Raw genomic sequence first — 15,044 nt, forward strand, 5'->3', positions numbered from 1 at the left:
CGCACAGGCGCGGCAGGTTTGCCGGGCGGCAGGGGCATACGATGTGGGAGTATCGCAGGTCCTGGTCACCCGACCGGAAGCGGTTCGATCAATCAGCCCTTGGCGTTGCAGGAGGCGAGCTCTTCGCCGGCCATCGCCTCGTTGCGGGTTGTAAAGGCGGTGACATCGCCCATCTTGCGGGACAGACGCGTGCAGGCGTTGATCGGGCGCGAGGTCGCTTTCGATCCGGTGCAGACGGTGCCTTCGCACTGCCACACGACGCCCTGGATGATCTTGGTGGTCTTTTCGACGGGTGCGGCGAGTTCCGCAGTGAAATAGCTGCTGCCCGGGGCCTGGGCGCTGGCGGTACTCGCCTGCATCATCACCATGCTGGTCAGCGAGGCGGCGGCGACAAAAGCGATCTGGGTCAGGGTCTTGGTGAAGCGGGGCATGGCGTGTCCTTTCTAACGGTTTTCCCGGGGAGGAAATCGGGGGGTGCAATTTCAGTTGCGAATCACTACCTATACGAATAGGTTTCGAGTTGCAACTAGAAACTGAATTTTCATTGGCAAGGCCGCATTTTTCGATAAGATGGCGGTTTGAAACTGGATTTGATGATCATGACCCACGGCAACCCCAACAAACTGCGCGAACCGCTCGCCGAGATTGCAGCCTGTTGCAGCCTGCCTCAGGCGCTCGAGACGATGGGTGAGCGCTGGTCGTTCATGATCCTGCGCGCCTCGTTCAACGGGCTGCACCATTTCGAGGAATTTCTGGAAGAACTCGGCATTGCCCGTAACATCCTGTCCAACCGCCTGACCCGGCTGGTCGAAAGTGGCATCCTCAAGCGCGCGCCCTGTGTCGATGATCGGCGCAAGATCGAATATCGTCTCACCGACAAGGGTCTCGACCTGTTGCCGACGATGATCGCGCTGCGCCAATGGGGCGAGAAATGGGAAAGCGGCGTGCCGTCCAACCCGGTGCTGGTCGACGAGCGCGATCGCCGTCCGATCCAGCCGATCTCGCTCCGCGCGCATGATGGCCGCGTGCTGACGCACCACGACCTGTGCTGGATCGATCTGGCCGATCTGAACGCCGCCGATGGCGACGACAATGACCACGATGGCGTGGTCAAGCGCATCGCGAGCATCTGACGCCGCGCACCGGCGCCGATGACCCGCCCGATTTAGCTCGTCGCGCGGACGATCAGTTCGGGCTCCAGCTGCACCGGTTCGCAGATTTCGCCATCGATCTGGCGGAACACCATGTCGACCAGCATCCGCGCGCCGGCCTGCAGGTCCTGGCGGATCGTCGTCAGCGGCGGATTGGTGTGCGCCGCCAGCATGATGTCGTCATAGCCGACGACAGCAACATCGCCGGGCACCGACAGGCCATGTTCGGACAGCGCCCTCAGCGCGCTCATCGCCACCACATCCGAGGATGCGAAGATGCCGTCGATGCCGGGATTTTCGTCAAGAAACGCGCTCGCCGCGCTATAGGCAGCCTCGGACGTGAGATGGATCGGCAGCGTATGCGCGCTGTGCGACAGCCCTGCCTCGGCACAGGCCTGCAAAAAGCCCTGCTGGCGCTGGCCGAATTCGGGCGGGCTCGGATTGCCCAGGAACAGCAGCTTGCGCTTGCCGCGCTCGATGAGGTGCCGCCCGGCGATATATCCGCCGCGGACATTGTCCGACCCCACGGTGACATGGCGCTGGCCCTCGATCCGCGCGCCCCAGACCATCAGCGCGCGGTGCCGCTCGGCGGCCGCCTCGAGCACCTTCATCTGGTCCGACTGGCCGATGACGATCGCGCCATCGACTCGCCCCGAATCAAGCAGATCGTCCAGCCAGTGATCGCCAGACGGAATGACGCGCGAGAGCAGCAGGTCGAAATTGCGCTCGGTCAGCGCATCGGCGAGATAGCCGAGCATGGTCATGAAGAACGGATCGGACGGGTGCTGATCGACCTCATGGCCCATCGGCATGACCACGCCGATCGCCTGCGCGCGACGCAGGCGGAGATTCTGGGCGACCTGATTCGGCTTGAAGCCGTGCAGGCGCGCCAGTTCGACCACGCGTTCGCGCGTCTTGGCGTTGATGATCGTCTTTCCTGCCAGCGCCCGCGACACCGTGGACACCGACACTCCAGCGAGCTCCGCGAGCTCCTGCATCCCGATCTTGCTGATGGTACGCGCCTTTCCCCAAAGATGCTGCGCCGCCCCCCGCCAATGGTTCTAGACACTTGGCGACGAACCGTCGAGCGTCTTGTCAGCTTCAGCTTGCGTTTTCGCTACTCTCCCTGTATTAATACAGCAACACACGCAAGGAGTATCGTCATGGCCGTCACTTGGAAACACGCTCTGGTTGCGGCTGCCGCCGCTGTCGCGGTCGCAGGCTGCAATATGGTTGACGGTGCCGAGGTGCTGATCGAGGACGAATCGGGCGGTTCGGATGAAGGCTGGTCGTCCAAATGGTCGGGCGAACCTTTCGACCGGATCACGCTGGCCGGGCCGGACAATATCACCTTCACCACCCAGGGCGAGCATGCGGTCAGCGCTTCGGGCGACGACAAGGCTCTGGAAAAGCTGCAATTTCGCGTTCGCGACGGCGAACTGCGCATCCGCCGCAAGAAATCGGCCTTCAGCTTCAGCGATTCGGGCGAGGCCGATATCAAGATCAGCGCGCCTGCGCTTCGCGCGCTGGTGCTGGCCGGCTCGGGCTCGGCAAAGGTCGACCGGATGGAAGGCGACGAGATCGAGCTGAGCGTCGCCGGATCGGGCACGGCCGATATCGCACAGCTGACCGCCAAGAAGCTCGACGGCGCAGTCGCCGGCAGCGGCTCGCTCAAGCTCGCGGGCAGTGCCGACAATACCGACATCTCGATCGCCGGATCGGGCAGCGTGCTCGGCGAACGCTTTTCCAGCCCGACTGTCGATATCTCGATCGCCGGATCGGGCGATGTGACCATGGCTTCGGATGGCTCGGTCGATGCGGCGCTGATGGGCTCGGGCGATGTCACCATCAAGGGCAAGGCCAAATGCAAGAGCAGCTCGATGGGTTCGGGCACGATCACCTGCGGCTGATCCGCCGGCGCGCGCGAGGCGCAAAAGCGGTTGCATGGTCGCCAGCCATGCTAGACACTCGCCCCCGTTCCTGGCTTTGCCGGGGCGGGGGAGAGCGCATTGACTAACAACGACAATCCGGTGAAGGCCGCCGACCAGCCCGGTTTCTGGGACAGGCACATGATGCCGCGCCTCATCACCTTCTGCTGCGGCCAGCCCGCCATCGCCAAGGCGCGCAGCCGCATCGTGCCGCGCGCCCAGGGCCGGGTGCTGGAACTCGGCTGCGGCGGCGGCATCAACCTCGATCATTATGACCGCGCCCGGGTCACGGCGCTCGCCGGGGTCGATCCTTCGCCGCAACTGCTCGACACCGCGCGCGGCAAGGCGAAGGCGCGCGGCTTCGATGCCGATTTCCGCGCCGGTTTTGCCGAAAGCCTGCCCTTTGCAGATGGCAGCTTCGATACGGTGCTCACCACCTTCACCCTGTGCTCGGTGCGCGATCCTGCGGCCGTTCTGCGCGAAATGCGCCGCGTGCTGGCGCCCGGTGGAACGATCCTGTTCCTCGAACATGGTGCGGCGCCCGATCCCGGCCCGGCACGCTGGCAACAGCGGATCGAACCCGTGTGGAAGCGCATCGCCGGCGGATGCCATCTGACCCGCCCGGTCAGCAGCGCCCTTGCCGGTCAGGGCTTCCGGCTGAGCGGCTGCGACAGCCGCTACATGCCCAAGACGCCGCGCTTTCTCGGCTGGATCGAGATGGGCGAGGCGCGCGCATGAAGCGGTACGTTCCGATTCTCGCTCTGGCACTGCTGTTGCCGCAATCGGCGCAGGCAGCGGACAGGCGCTTCACCCTCTCGCCGTTCGACAAGGTCCGGATCGAGGGCGATGTCGCGGTGGAGATACGCTCTGGCGCGGCGCCCTTTGCGGTGGCCAGCGGCGATCCGCGCGCGCTCGAATCGCTGTCGATGCGGGTTCAGGGCGGCACGCTTTACATCCGCCGTGCGCGCACCAGCCTGCCTACCGAGCGCCGCTATCGCCCGAAGGTCCCCGAGGCGCTGCCGCTGGTGCGGCTCGATGCGCGCAGCGTCCAGTCGCTCACCCTGCTGGGCCATGGCAGTGCAAAGATCGATGCGCTGAGCGGCACGCGGCCCAGCGCGACCATGGATGGCAACGGCTCGGTCGAGATCGGCGCGGTCGTGGCCGAGGCGCTGGCGCTCAACGTCAACGGCAGCGGCAGCCTGAAGATCGGCGGCAAGGCGGCCAGCGCACGCGCGGTGATGCTCGGCGACGGATTGATCGAAGGGATGGGGCTTGCCCTGGGCGCGCTCGAACTGATCGGCGAGGGGCCGGTGCGCGCGAAGCTCAGCGTCGCTGGCCCGGCGCGGATCGCAGTGAAGGGCGGGGCGGACATCGCGATCGGCGGCACGCCGCAATGCACGGTGCGCCAGACCGGCGCCAATGCCATCCTGTGCGGCGCAGCCGAGATTGCCGCTGCTGCCCGCTGACAGGGGGCGATCAGCCCTTGCGGCGGTCCATGTACCAGATCACGCCGTGCAGCGCTGCGCCGCCGCCCAGGCCCGCGAGAAAGCCGATCGAGGGCTGGCCCATGAACCCGCCGATGACGGTGCCTGCCAGCGTGCCCAAAGCCATGAATACGCCGCCTGCGCGGGCCGGGGGCTGACGGTTGCCTGATGTCTGATTGACCATGACCGCGCCCTTGCCATGCGCGCGCGGCTTTTGCCACCGCCAATCGCTGCTGACACCGGTTGCAAAGCCTAACGCCCAATTTACCATGCCGGTTGAACCTTCCTGCACGGCCTGCCTGTATCCCCATCCGGACGCGGCGCCGGCAGCTTTGCCGGCACGAGGAAAGAGGACCCGAACGCGCCCATGAACCCGCCCTATATTGGAAGCCGCGAAGCCTATGAGGACGCCTGCAAGCTGCTCTCGCATTATGGCGAGACGGCAGGCATCGAGGCCTCCGACCGGGCCGAGGCAGCGCGGGCGCGCGGCAATCACATCCATTTCTGCCACTGGCGGCAGATCGAGCGGCTGTTGGTGATCCTATCGCTCGATCAGTGCATCGGCACCATTCACTGAGGCGAAACCACCCCGCCGCTAACACACCAGTCGGCGCGGCCCGATAGCGGCACGGCGTCGAACAGCGACGCATCGGTGCCCGTCATCCAGACCTGGCCTGAGCGGTCGGCGAGCTGTTCGTAGAGCGCCGCGCGCCGCGCCGGGTCGAGATGCGCGGCGACCTCGTCGAGCAGCAGGATAAGACGGCTGCCGCGCCGCTCGGCGACTAGATCGGCATGCGCCAGGATGATCGCGATCAGCATCGCCTTCTGCTCGCCGGTCGAACACAGTGCCGCCGCCTGGCCCTTCTGGCGCATGGTGACGATCAGGTCGTCGCGATGCGGCCCTGCGAGCGCGCGGCCTGCTCCGGCATCGCGCGACCGCCCAGATCGCAATGCGGCGATAAGCGCATCGGCCTCGACCGGTCCCTTGCGTTCGAGCGCCAGCGCGGGCTGGGCAAAGGGCCCCACCTCTAACGTCGCGATCTGCGCATCGAGCGCTTCCAGCGTATCGGCCCGGGCGAGCGCGATCGCCGCGCCATGCTCTGCCATCCGCGCTTCCAGCGCGTCGATCCAGCCGGGATCAGCGGGGCGATCGGCGGCGAGCAGCCGGTTGCGCTCGCGCATCGCCGCCTCGTAGCGCGCGGCGTGCCGGGCATGTGCGGGGTGCAGCGCCAGCACCAGCCGGTCGAGAAACCGCCGCCTGCCGCCTGCGCTCTCGAGGAACAGCCGGTCCATTGCCGGGGTCAGCCAGACGACGGCGAGCCAGTCGGCAAGGCTATTCGCAGCTGCTGCAGCGCCGTTGACGCGCACCTGCCGCCGCGAGGGCGCGTCGGCGGCGGTGCCGGTGCCGATGCGCACCTCCTCTTCGGCCAGCGCGGCTGCGACGGTGAACCCGCCCGGCCCGCCCTGCCGCGCCATCTGCTCGATTGCCGCGCGGCGCATGCCCCGACCGGGCGCGAGCAGCGAGATCGCCTCGAGGATATTGGTCTTGCCCGCGCCATTATCGCCCCAGATCACGTTGAACCGCGCCCCCGCCTGAAGCCGGGTCGCCTCATGGTTGCGAAACTGGGTCAGCGAGAGGGAAGAAAGCGCCATCTGCGGCCCGCTATAGCGGCTTTGGCGGAGCCATGCGCGCAAAATCGGCGCGGCGCGGCAACGAGCTAATGGTGTCGCGCCAAAACATCGTGAATATTCCCAAAATTTCGCATTCAGCCAATGGCAAGAATTGCTTCATCGTGTATAACGTGTTGAGAAGCAATGATCTTTCAGTTTGGCACGCGCTGTGCAGAGTATCTGGCATCTCCCGACGGACAGCCCGGAGGGACACACAGACACTCTGAAAGGACCCGCATCATGTTCTCGCTCTCGCAATTCAACACGAACCTCGTCGCTGCCATCTGCGCTTTCGCTACCTCGGCACTTTTCATCGGCCTGAGCGTAGGTCCGGCGGAAATCGGCACGATGTCGGCGATGATCGTCTGATCCGCCGACACGCCACCATCACACTTACGGTTTAAAGGGGAACCATCATGAACAACCGCTCTTTCCATCTCGACAAGTCGAACGGCAAGCTGATGGGCGTGTGCTCAGGGCTAGCCAATTATTTCGACTGGGATGTGAACCTGATCCGCATCGCCTTCGTGCTCGCCGCGCTGTTCGGCATCGGCGCGCCGGTGCTGATCTATCTGGTCATCGGCCTGATTGCCTCGGACCGCTGATCGGCGAGGGCAGGATGCCGGGTCAGACTTTGGTGCTGAACGGCGTGAAATCGGTGGCGGTATCGAACACCTCCACCCCTTCGCGCCGCTTCAGCCAGCCGACCACGGCATAGGTCACCGGCGTCAGCACCACTTCCCAGCTCACCTTGAGCAGCCAGTTGGTGATCATCACGGTGATGACTTGGGCGGTCTCCCATTCGCCGTAAAAGGCCAGCGGATAAAAGATCAGGCTGTCGACGCCCTGGCCGACCACCGTCGAGCCGATGGTGCGGGTCCAGAGCAGCTTGCCCGCCGTCCAGATCTTCATCCGCGCCATCACGTAACTGTTGACGAATTCGCCTGCCCAGAAGGCGACGATCGAGGCGAGCACGATCCGCGGGACCTGGCCGAAAACCGATTCATAGGCCGCCTGACCGTCCCAGCCCTCTGCCGGTGGCAGGCTCACCACCACCCAGCTCATGAACGCCATGAACAGCAGCGCGCCGAAGCCTGCCCAGATCACGCGGCGCGCGCGGGCATAGCCATAGATTTCGGTGAGCACGTCGCCGATGACATAGCCCAGCGGGAAGAACAGGATGCCCGCGCCATAGACCCATTGCTGTCCGGCGATGGTGATGAAGGTCGGCTTGGCCGCGCCGATCACGTTCGACAGCAGCAACACCGTGACGAAAGCCGCCATGACGAAATCGTAATAGCGGAAGCGGTGGGTGGCGGGGTCGAAGCCGATGCCCGGTTGCAGGCTGTGGCTGACGGCGGCGGGTTCGGCGGAAGAGCTTTGCATCGCCCCGAGCCATATCGCGGTTTGCACCCACCTGCAAAGCCCGCTATTGCGCCCTCACCAAGGCGCGCGCCCTTAGCTCAGCTGGATAGAGCACGAGACTTCTAATCTTGAGGCCGCAGGTTCGACTCCTGCAGGGCGCGCCAATCGCCTGGATGGCCCGTTGCGCCGGTCGATAAGTCCCAGCGGGCCCTCAGAATTCCGACCAGTCCTCTGCATCCGCCTTGAGCGCCAGATTGCCGGTCACCATCGGCACGCGGGCGGCAGGTGCCGGGCGGGGCATCGGCCTGGACATGGTGGGTGCGCCGGATTTCTGGCCGGCATTGAACTGATCGACGACCTGCGACAGGTTGGTGGCCTCCCCTGCCAGGCTGCGTGCCGCGGCGTTGGTTTCCTCGACCATCGCGGCATTCTGCTGGGTCATCTTGTCCATCTCGCCGACGGCAATGTTGACCTGCTGCAAGCGCGCGGCCTGCGCCTGGGCCGAGGTGGAGATCTCCGAAATGCGCGTGTTGATCGCGGCGACGCGGTCGCTGATCTGCAGCAGGACCGAACCGGTCTCATCGACAAGGGCAACCCCATCCGACACCCCGGTGGTCGACGCGGTGATGAGTTCCTTGATGTCCTTGGCGGCATCGGCGGAACGCTGCGCGAGCGCGCGCACCTCGTTGGCAACCACGGCAAAGCCCTTGCCTGCGTCCCCGGCACGCGCGGCTTCGACCCCGGCATTGAGCGCGAGCAGGTTGGTCTGGAAGGCGATGCCGTCGATGACATCGATGGTGTTGGTGATTTGGCCGGACGATTTCTGGATCGCGTCCATTGCCTGCACGGCTCTGCGGACAACCGCACCGCCATTGTCGGCTGCGGCATGCGCCTCCCCGACCTGCTTGCCGACCTCTGCCGCATTCTGCGCGGTCTGCTGCACCATGGTGGTCACCTCGCGCATGGCGGCCGCGCTTTCCTCCAGGCTGGCCGCCTGCTGCTCGGTGCGACTTGCAAGATCGTCCGAGGCCGAGCGGATCTCGGTGGCGCCGGTCAGAACGTGCGAGGCGGCGGACGCGGTCTGCGTCAGAAGCTCGCTGAGCCTCGAAGTGGTATCGTTGAAGCTGGTCCGCAGGCTGTCATGGTCGGCATCGAAGGCGCGCTCGATCCGATACGCGAGATTGCCGCTCTTCATCTGCTCCAGCCCGGTGGTGATCTCGGACACGACCGTGTTCAGGCTCATTTCCGCGCGGTTGCGTTCTGCGGCATTGTCGCGGAACACCAGCATCGAACGGTTCATCCGGCCGACGCAATCCTGGTGTTCGGTAAACGCGAGCGGACTTTCGATATCCCCGGCAGCAAGCCCCTCCATGCGGACAACGGTGCTGACATAGGGGTCACAGATCAGCTGCTTGGCCTTGAGCAGGAGAAGCGCGATACAACCCATCGCGGCAAGCGAAAGGCCCGTCTGGCCAGCACCCGGAGCCGCGCCAAGCCCGCCCGTCAACCCGGCCGCGATCGGGATCGCCATCAATCCCAGCACCAGGATTATGATCCAGTCGAATTTCTTGCGGATCGGCATGTGAGCGTAGAACTGGTGGATCATCATGAACCTGTGCTGCGAAACGTGGATGAGGTCGCATGCCGTTCATCGACTGCAATCGATAAGCACTGGTTAACGAAGAGGCCGTTGACATGGCACCCGGATGGCGATTGAACGCCGGAATTGGGAGGCGCCGCTGCGTATTACTTCACCATTACTTGAGCATCGGCGCATGCGGTCATGTTCCTAAATGGCGAGAATACCGGCAAATTCCGACCGGTATGCTGTGCTTGCCGCCAGAGCTCCACTGATATCCGTGTAGCGATTCAAATATATATACCTGCAGTGACTTGCAGCTTTAGATGTGACCGATGTTAACCGCTTGCGACTGTCCACAAAATTGGACACCTGCGAAACTGACATCTTTGCGGGTTTCGCAACTGCGCTTCCCCCACGGCCCGTCTTCGCCCGGGCAGCGATTGCCCAAATTTTTTTTCGATATTTGCAGGATGCCGGGCGGGTCATCGTCGCATCAGCGCTCTAGCGCAGTTCCGGTTTGCCGAATCGCCAATCCGCCAAGCCAAAATTTTGCCGCGGATAACAATCCTTCCTCACACTTTGCGATTCATGCTGCTAGAGGGCACGCATTCACATCAGTTAATCGGACGGATAATGGCTTTCACCCCCGCCAAGGTTTTGACCACGCATCATTGGAACGAAGGGCTTTTCTCCTTCACCGTCGAGCGGCCCAGCTCGTTCCGGTTCGTCAGCGGACAGTTCGTGATGCTGGGGCTGATGGTCGATGGCAAGCCGCTGCTGCGCGCCTATTCGGTCGCCTCGCCGATGTGGGACGAATCGCTCGAGTTCCTCAGCATCATCGTGCCCGATGGCCCGCTGACCAGCCGCCTCTACAAGATCCAGCCCGGCGACGAGATCCTGCTCGGCGGCAAGCCCACCGGCACGCTCACGCTCGATGCGCTGCTGCCCGGCAAGCGGCTGCACCTGATCGGCACCGGCACGGGGCTTGCGCCCTGGATGTCGATCATCCGCGATCCGGAAGCCTATGAGCGGTTCGAGCAGATTACCGTGCAGCACACCGTGCGCCAGATCCAGGACCTGGCCTATCGCGACCTGCTCGAAAGCAAGCTCAAGGACGATCCGCTGGTCGCCGAGGAAGCCGCCAAGCAGCTGGTCTATGATTGCTCGGTCACCAAATGCCCGACCTGGGTGGACGAGAACCGCCGCATCACCACGCGCATCGAGGCGGGCGATTATCCGCTTGATCCGGCGACCGACCGCGTCATGCTGTGCGGCAGCATGGCGATGATCAAGGAAACCGGCGCGCTGCTCGAATCGCTCGGGTTCGAGGAAGGGGCCCAGTCCAAGCCCGGCACCTATGTGCTCGAGCGCGCGTTCGTCGGCTAATCCTCAAGCCCGGATCGCCTCCAGCGCGGTGCGCAGCGCATCGGGCAGGGGCACCGGGCGCCGGGTTTCGCGGTCGACATAGACATGGGTGAAATGCCCCGCTGCGGCGGCGGCATCGTCATCATTCGCAAACAGCCCCACCGCATAGCGCACCGAGCTGGTGCCGATATGATCGACGCGGACCCCGGCATGGATCAGGTCGGGGAACGCGGTGGGCGCGAAATAGGCGCAGCCGGTTTCGACCACCAGGCCGATCACGCTGCCACCATGAATGTCGAGGGCGCCCGCGCGGATCAGATATTCGTTCACCGCCGTGTCGAACCAGAAATAATAGACCGAATTGTTGGTATGGCCGTAAATGTCATTGTCCGACCAGCGCGTGCTGATCTGCGTGAAGTTGCGGAACTGCGCGCGGGCCGGGCGGGCGGGGCGGCTCATGCCGCCACCGTGAAGCTGTTGACGCCGTCCGCGTGCCGGATGGTGACTGTCCGCCCGATCGGATCGCGAGCCGGATCGGCCAGCGCGGCGAGCTGGCCCGCCTTGTCGGCATCGTCGGGACGCGCGACGATGCGGCCCTTGTCGGTTCTTGCGATCACCACCGCGCGCGCGGGCACGCCCTTGGCATAGCCGATGGTATAGCTCTCGATCGTGCCGGTCGCGTCTTCCTCAAGCCGCTCGGGCGACGGTTGCGCATCGACCTCGGCCTGCATCGGGGTGTGATCGACCGGCGACCAGCTTTCGGGCGCGGCCGTGCTGTAAATGCCCACCGCCTCCTTGGAGAGGAAGCCGCCATTGGCGAGGACAAGGCCATAGCTGCCAGGATCGGCGCGCAGCGTCTCGACCATCGCGGCAATGGCGTGCATCGAATAGTTGTTGCCCGCCCCGCCCGAGAACGGGAGCCCGCCGGTGAGCGTCAGCGGGGTTGTGCGCCAGTCGACGCCCAGCGCTTCGGCGGCGAGCAGCACCGCGACCGGGAAGCAGCTGTAGATGTCGTAATGCGCGATATCGGCAGTGGCCTTTCCCGCGCTGGCGAGCGCGCCGTTCAGCGACACCTCGATCGCGCGCGAGCGCGAAAGGTCGGCGCGCTGGCTGACCGGCTTGTCCATCGCCTCGCCGCTGCCGTGCAGGAACACCCACCGCGCGCGCGGTACGCCCATGGCTTCGGCCTGGCCGACGCTCGTCAGAATCACCGCTGCACCCTGGTTCACCGCGTCCTGCGCGACATGCCATTTGAGATAGGGATCGGCGACCGGATAGTTGCCGTCCGATGGTGTCGCGAGATAGTCGGCGCTCATCGCTTTGGGGAATTGCGCATAGGGGTTGCGCGCGGCGGCCTGGCTGAACCCGGCCCAGAGCTCGGACATTTCGGCGACATGCTCGACCTTGCTCCGGCCGAGCCGCGCACGCAGGGCATTCTCGAAGAGCGGATAGGTGAGGATCGGCGCGCCGATGCCGTTCTTCAGCTCGTGCCGGTCGAGCAGCATGGGCCCGAGCCCGCGATCCTCCATCGCGCCTTCGATCGTCTCGCTCCAGTCGAGCGTAATGCCCTTGCGCGCGGCGGTCTTGGCGGCGGCGATCGCCTCGGAGCCCGAGAGCAGCACGCAGCGCGCCTCGCCCGCATGGATCGCGGCGGCGAATTCGTTGACCAAAGATTGCGGGCTCTGGCCGCCGACGATCGAATAGATCGCGCGCGCCGGCGTCACGCCGAGGCGCTTTGCCAGTCCCAGCGGCGGCTTGTCGCAACCGCCAAAGCCCTCGGGCACCATGCCGGGCGCGCTATCGGCGAAATGGCGCACGACGGTGACGACATCGATCGCGGCGCGCACCGCATCGGCAGCGCCGGTATCGGTGAGCGCTGCCTCGGCGGCGCGCTGCATCAGCGATTGCGGGCTGGGTGCAGCGGCGGCATCGCTGCCGTCCCAATGATCGACCGCCTGGCCGACACCGATCAGGACGGGGGTGCTGGGGTCAAGGGTCATATAGGGCTCTCCTGTCGTGTTTTTGGCTTCATTGTTATGCGTTCGTCATTCCCGCGAAAGCGGGAATCCCGCTTGTTCGCCGAGGCTGAGAGGAAGCGGGCTCCCCCGCATGCGCGGGGGTGACGATGAAGGGATGGTCGAAGCCCAATCCGTCACCCATCAGAACCGGCCGTCGATCCGGATCGCCATCGCATCGCCCTGCTGCCGGAAGCCCAATGCAGACAGCGCGGGCCCGGCGCTTGCCGCGAGGCCGCCGAGGCGGAAATCGGCGCTGTAGCGGCCATTGCCCCGGATGCGGATGTCGAGCTGCTCGAGCCCCGACTGGCCCTTCAAGGGCACCAGCAGGTCCGCGCCGTCGCAACGCAGATTGCCGCTGAGCCCGCGTTGCAGCGTCAGCCCGAACAGGCTCTGTTCGATATTCACCCGCACCGCGCCCGAGGCAATGGCGCAGCGGCGACCGTCAAAGCCGATATTCACCCCGTCCAGGCTGACGGAGCGCAGCGGCAGCGGCGCGAACAGGTCCGCGGTCGCGATCTCGCCGACCGCTTCGCGCATCGCGATGCTGTCGCCGCTCTTGGCCAGCCTGAAGGCCAGCGGGGGCTGGCCCGGCGCATCCTGGGCGCGGGTCATGGCGAGGACAAGCTCGCCGCCGAGCAGCCCGGCAGGCGAGAGGCCGGCATCCAGATCGCCAAGGCTGAGCTTGCCGATGCGAAGATCGCGCACCGTGCCCGACCAGATCGAGCCCTCGACCGCGCGCGCGCTGACTCCGCGCGCGCCCAGGCCCGCAGCATCGAACACGATGCGCAGCGGCAGCAGCACGATGAGCGCGAGCAGCAATGCCAGCGCGATCATCACCGCACGCTTGGTGCTGCGGCTCATGCGCCGATCTTCACCAGCCGCGCCGAGACCGAGACGGTGCCATTGTCCATCCGCCGGATCACCAGCGTTTCGGGCACCACGCCGCGCCGTTCGAGATCGGCGAGCCAGGCGAGGAACGCGGTCGAGCGCGCCGAACCGATCGCGATTTCGGCGCGGTCATTGCCCTGCGGCGTGTTGGCATCGAGCGTGAAGCCGCGCTCGCCGGCCTCGCTGGCGAGCAGCAGATGCAGCGCGGCGATCGCTTCGGCAGGACGCTTGTCGGCGGGGAGTGAAAGCGCCTGCGCCTTGGCCTCGATCCGCCCGGCCTGCATCGTCGCCTCGTAGAAGCTGCGCTTTGCATCGGTCGCGAGGCTGTAAAGCGGGGTGTAGATGCCGAAAAAGCCGATGACGCCGGCGGCGAACAAAGCGGCGATGCCGACCAGGATCTGCTCGCGCCGCGTGAGCGTAATGAACCAGTTCTTGGCCGCTTCGGTCATGGCGCCAACACCGTGATATCGGCGACCGCCTGGCCGGTCGCATCGCTGCGATTGGCGGCGGTCACCTTGTAGCCGTTGTTCTGCAGCGCGATGAGCACCGCGTTCAGGTCCTCGACGCGGGGGGCGGCGATCATCGCGCCGACAATGCCGCCAGGGCGATAATCGGCCTGGCGGATGACGACCCCGGGTACTGGCTGCATCGCGGCGAGCAGCCCGGACATCGGCACGCTGACCACGCTGTTGCCGGTGCCGCGCGCGGCGAGCTTCGCGTCGAGCTGCGCTTCGGCCTGGGTCGCATCGGTCGCGCCGGGAACATGGCGCTCGGCGCTGGCGAGCGCGCGGCGTTCGGCGAGATCGGCGCCGAGATAGTTCTTGCCGATCTCGAGCAGGGGGATGGCGAGGCTGACCAGCAGCAGCGCCCCGAACAGCCAGGCGAGCGTCCGCCCCTGGCCGGGCGCGAGCGCGAACAGCGGCGTGCAGCGCGCAAACTCGCCCTGGCGCAGGTTGAGCGGAGGCTCTGCCAGCGCGGCGATCATGCTGGCATCGCGTGCATCGCTATCAAGTGACACCGGCGCGGCTTCGCCGAGCAGCAACGCGCCGAGCGCCTCGTCGGGCGGCAGGACGAGGTCGCCGAAACGGTCCGCGCCGAGATCGCCGAACGTAGCGCTGACCGGATGGTCGGCCGCAGGCAGCAACAGCCCAACGGGCAGGATGACATCCGGATCGAGGCCGCGCAGCGCCAGTTCGGCGAGGTGATCGGCCAGCGCCGCGCGCGCAATCGTCGCGCACAGCACGCGCATCCCGCCATCGTCCATGGCCCGGCCCAGCGCGCGCACCGCGACGAAGACATCCCCGCCGATGCTGAGATCGGCTGCCCGATAGCGCGCGGCGGCTTCGGCCTGGGGTGCGCTCATGTCGCCCATGTCGAGCGTGCGGATCACCGTATCGGCGGCAGGGACGAGCGCCATGACGGGCGCATCGCCATCGCGCGCAGCCTGGGAAGGCGGGGTGAAATCCTGACCCCGCGCCACGATATGGCCACCTTCTCCGCGCCACCAGTGCAGCGCGGCATCGGGGCCGGACGGACAGGTGACGATCAGGCCGCTATCAGCCATGATAGCGCGCCATCAATGGGGAGTCGGG

19 protein-coding genes and 1 tRNA gene are annotated in these 15,044 nt (G+C 65.7%); 9 read left to right on the plus strand and 11 right to left on the minus strand.

All coding sequences use genetic code 11. The features are described 5' to 3' along the window. Window positions 1–92: 92 nt before the first annotated feature. Complete coding sequence (locus OPU69_RS17025; RefSeq protein WP_498512655.1) at window positions 93–431, minus strand: DUF8200 family protein; 339 nt, start codon at window positions 429–431, stop codon at window positions 93–95. A gap of 162 nt (window positions 432–593) precedes the next feature. On the opposite strand from OPU69_RS17025, the gene OPU69_RS17030 reads away from it, so the two are divergent. Further along, entirely contained in the window at window positions 594–1,133 is a 540-nt protein-coding gene (locus tag OPU69_RS17030; protein WP_498512657.1) for a winged helix-turn-helix transcriptional regulator, read from the plus strand. A 32-nt stretch (window positions 1,134–1,165) separates the two neighbouring features. On the opposite strand, the gene OPU69_RS17035 is transcribed toward OPU69_RS17030, so the two are convergent. Continuing rightward, the gene (locus tag OPU69_RS17035) at window positions 1,166–2,149 is read right to left on the minus strand and encodes a substrate-binding domain-containing protein (protein ID WP_060980239.1); all 984 of its coding nucleotides are present in this window, start codon (window positions 2,147–2,149) and stop codon (window positions 1,166–1,168) included. A gap of 165 nt (window positions 2,150–2,314) precedes the next feature. Here OPU69_RS17035 and OPU69_RS17040 point away from each other — a divergent pair, with 165 nt between their 5' ends. The 3 genes from OPU69_RS17040 to OPU69_RS17050 all read left to right on the plus strand — a co-directional run bounded on the left by OPU69_RS17040 (window position 2,315) and on the right by OPU69_RS17050 (window position 4,545). Continuing rightward, entirely contained in the window at window positions 2,315–3,061 is a 747-nt protein-coding gene (locus OPU69_RS17040; protein WP_060980238.1) for a head GIN domain-containing protein, read from the plus strand. A gap of 99 nt (window positions 3,062–3,160) precedes the next feature. Next, window positions 3,161–3,817 carry a class I SAM-dependent methyltransferase gene (locus tag OPU69_RS17045; protein ID WP_498512660.1) on the plus strand — a complete coding sequence of 219 codons (657 nt, stop codon included), beginning with the start codon at window positions 3,161–3,163 and terminating at the stop codon, window positions 3,815–3,817. Further along, window positions 3,814–4,545, plus strand: coding sequence for a GIN domain-containing protein (locus tag OPU69_RS17050; protein WP_498512662.1), 732 nt, complete (start codon window positions 3,814–3,816; stop codon window positions 4,543–4,545). The genes OPU69_RS17045 and OPU69_RS17050 overlap by 4 nt, the downstream gene beginning before the upstream one ends. A 10-nt stretch (window positions 4,546–4,555) precedes the next feature. On the opposite strand, the gene OPU69_RS17055 is transcribed toward OPU69_RS17050, so the two are convergent. Next, on the minus strand, window positions 4,556–4,747 hold the full coding sequence (locus OPU69_RS17055; RefSeq protein ID WP_060980242.1) for a hypothetical protein: 192 nt from the start codon (window positions 4,745–4,747) through the stop codon (window positions 4,556–4,558). Window positions 4,748–4,930: 183 nt separating this feature from the next. Here OPU69_RS17055 and OPU69_RS17060 point away from each other — a divergent pair, with 183 nt between their 5' ends. Continuing rightward, on the plus strand, window positions 4,931–5,140 hold the full coding sequence (locus OPU69_RS17060; RefSeq protein ID WP_060980236.1) for a hypothetical protein: 210 nt from the start codon (window positions 4,931–4,933) through the stop codon (window positions 5,138–5,140). Here the strand turns inward: OPU69_RS17060 and recF are convergent. Continuing rightward, window positions 5,134–6,216, minus strand: coding sequence for a DNA replication/repair protein RecF (recF, locus tag OPU69_RS17065; RefSeq protein WP_066112050.1), 1,083 nt, complete (start codon window positions 6,214–6,216; stop codon window positions 5,134–5,136). The genes OPU69_RS17060 and recF overlap by 7 nt on opposite strands. 258 nt (window positions 6,217–6,474) lie before the next feature. On the opposite strand from recF, the gene OPU69_RS17070 reads away from it, so the two are divergent. Beyond that, window positions 6,475–6,603 (plus strand): hypothetical protein, encoded by a 129-nt coding sequence (locus OPU69_RS17070; RefSeq protein WP_273304901.1) that lies wholly within the window; start codon window positions 6,475–6,477, stop codon window positions 6,601–6,603. Between the two features lie 47 nt (window positions 6,604–6,650). After that, window positions 6,651–6,839, plus strand: coding sequence for a PspC domain-containing protein (locus OPU69_RS17075; RefSeq protein ID WP_060977982.1), 189 nt, complete (start codon window positions 6,651–6,653; stop codon window positions 6,837–6,839). Window positions 6,840–6,861: 22 nt separating this feature from the next. On the opposite strand, the gene OPU69_RS17080 is transcribed toward OPU69_RS17075, so the two are convergent. Beyond that, window positions 6,862–7,620 carry a queuosine precursor transporter gene (locus OPU69_RS17080; RefSeq protein WP_498512665.1) on the minus strand — a complete coding sequence of 253 codons (759 nt, stop codon included), beginning with the start codon at window positions 7,618–7,620 and terminating at the stop codon, window positions 6,862–6,864. Between the two features lie 66 nt (window positions 7,621–7,686). Here OPU69_RS17080 and OPU69_RS17085 point away from each other — a divergent pair. Next, window positions 7,687–7,763: transfer RNA gene (locus OPU69_RS17085), tRNA-Arg, on the plus strand. Window positions 7,764–7,810: 47 nt separating this feature from the next. On the opposite strand, the gene OPU69_RS17090 is transcribed toward OPU69_RS17085, so the two are convergent. Next, window positions 7,811–9,208, minus strand: a complete 1,398-nt coding sequence (locus OPU69_RS17090; protein ID WP_498512667.1) for a methyl-accepting chemotaxis protein — start codon at window positions 9,206–9,208, stop codon at window positions 7,811–7,813. 606 nt (window positions 9,209–9,814) lie between these two features. Between OPU69_RS17090 and OPU69_RS17095 the strand changes: the two genes are divergently transcribed. Continuing rightward, a complete protein-coding gene (locus tag OPU69_RS17095) occupies window positions 9,815–10,567 on the plus strand; it encodes a ferredoxin--NADP reductase (RefSeq protein WP_060977984.1) in 753 nt (250 codons plus the stop codon). Between the two features lie 3 nt (window positions 10,568–10,570). Here OPU69_RS17095 and OPU69_RS17100 read toward each other — a convergent pair whose 3' ends face one another. The 5 genes from OPU69_RS17100 to gspL all read right to left on the minus strand — a co-directional run bounded on the left by OPU69_RS17100 (window position 10,571) and on the right by gspL (window position 15,016). Then, on the minus strand, window positions 10,571–11,005 hold the full coding sequence (locus tag OPU69_RS17100; RefSeq protein ID WP_498512669.1) for an acyl-CoA thioesterase: 435 nt from the start codon (window positions 11,003–11,005) through the stop codon (window positions 10,571–10,573). Then, complete coding sequence (locus tag OPU69_RS17105; protein ID WP_498512671.1) at window positions 11,002–12,546, minus strand: acetyl-CoA acetyltransferase; 1,545 nt, start codon at window positions 12,544–12,546, stop codon at window positions 11,002–11,004. Before OPU69_RS17105 ends, OPU69_RS17100 begins: the two co-directional genes overlap by 4 nt. A gap of 159 nt (window positions 12,547–12,705) precedes the next feature. Continuing rightward, the gene (gene gspN / locus OPU69_RS17110; RefSeq protein WP_498512673.1) at window positions 12,706–13,425 is read right to left on the minus strand and encodes a type II secretion system protein N; all 720 of its coding nucleotides are present in this window, start codon (window positions 13,423–13,425) and stop codon (window positions 12,706–12,708) included. Beyond that, entirely contained in the window at window positions 13,422–13,901 is a 480-nt protein-coding gene (locus OPU69_RS17115; protein WP_498512675.1) for a type II secretion system protein M, read from the minus strand. Before OPU69_RS17115 ends, gspN begins: the two co-directional genes overlap by 4 nt. Continuing rightward, a complete protein-coding gene (gspL, locus tag OPU69_RS17120; RefSeq protein WP_498512677.1) occupies window positions 13,898–15,016 on the minus strand; it encodes a type II secretion system protein GspL in 1,119 nt (372 codons plus the stop codon). The genes OPU69_RS17115 and gspL overlap by 4 nt, the downstream gene beginning before the upstream one ends. Between the last annotated feature and the right edge of the window lie 28 nt (window positions 15,017–15,044).

The organism is Blastomonas sp. 34TW (assembly GCF_059803595.1).

Excerpts from the sequence above, each read along its gene's own strand:
- OPU69_RS17025 (WP_498512655.1), bottom strand. The coding sequence starts at position 431 with ATGCCCCGCTTCACCAAGACCCTGACCCAGATCGCTTTTGTCGCCGCC.
- OPU69_RS17030 (WP_498512657.1), top strand. The coding sequence starts at position 594 with ATGATCATGACCCACGGCAACCCCAACAAACTGCGCGAACCGCTCGCC.
- OPU69_RS17035 (WP_060980239.1), bottom strand. The coding sequence starts at position 2,149 with ATGCAGGAGCTCGCGGAGCTCGCTGGAGTGTCGGTGTCCACGGTGTCG.
- OPU69_RS17040 (WP_060980238.1), top strand. The coding sequence starts at position 2,315 with ATGGCCGTCACTTGGAAACACGCTCTGGTTGCGGCTGCCGCCGCTGTC.
- OPU69_RS17050 (WP_498512662.1), top strand. The coding sequence starts at position 3,814 with ATGAAGCGGTACGTTCCGATTCTCGCTCTGGCACTGCTGTTGCCGCAA.
- OPU69_RS17055 (WP_060980242.1), bottom strand. The coding sequence starts at position 4,747 with ATGGTCAATCAGACATCAGGCAACCGTCAGCCCCCGGCCCGCGCAGGC.
- OPU69_RS17060 (WP_060980236.1), top strand. The coding sequence starts at position 4,931 with ATGAACCCGCCCTATATTGGAAGCCGCGAAGCCTATGAGGACGCCTGC.
- recF (WP_066112050.1), bottom strand. The coding sequence starts at position 6,216 with ATGGCGCTTTCTTCCCTCTCGCTGACCCAGTTTCGCAACCATGAGGCG.
- OPU69_RS17070 (WP_273304901.1), top strand. The coding sequence starts at position 6,475 with ATGTTCTCGCTCTCGCAATTCAACACGAACCTCGTCGCTGCCATCTGC.
- OPU69_RS17075 (WP_060977982.1), top strand. The coding sequence starts at position 6,651 with ATGAACAACCGCTCTTTCCATCTCGACAAGTCGAACGGCAAGCTGATG.
- OPU69_RS17080 (WP_498512665.1), bottom strand. The coding sequence starts at position 7,620 with ATGCAAAGCTCTTCCGCCGAACCCGCCGCCGTCAGCCACAGCCTGCAA.
- OPU69_RS17090 (WP_498512667.1), bottom strand. The coding sequence starts at position 9,208 with ATGATGATCCACCAGTTCTACGCTCACATGCCGATCCGCAAGAAATTC.
- OPU69_RS17095 (WP_060977984.1), top strand. The coding sequence starts at position 9,815 with ATGGCTTTCACCCCCGCCAAGGTTTTGACCACGCATCATTGGAACGAA.
- OPU69_RS17100 (WP_498512669.1), bottom strand. The coding sequence starts at position 11,005 with ATGAGCCGCCCCGCCCGCCCGGCCCGCGCGCAGTTCCGCAACTTCACG.
- OPU69_RS17105 (WP_498512671.1), bottom strand. The coding sequence starts at position 12,546 with ATGACCCTTGACCCCAGCACCCCCGTCCTGATCGGTGTCGGCCAGGCG.
- gspN (WP_498512673.1), bottom strand. The coding sequence starts at position 13,425 with ATGAGCCGCAGCACCAAGCGTGCGGTGATGATCGCGCTGGCATTGCTG.
- OPU69_RS17115 (WP_498512675.1), bottom strand. The coding sequence starts at position 13,901 with ATGACCGAAGCGGCCAAGAACTGGTTCATTACGCTCACGCGGCGCGAG.
- gspL (WP_498512677.1), bottom strand. The coding sequence starts at position 15,016 with ATGGCTGATAGCGGCCTGATCGTCACCTGTCCGTCCGGCCCCGATGCC.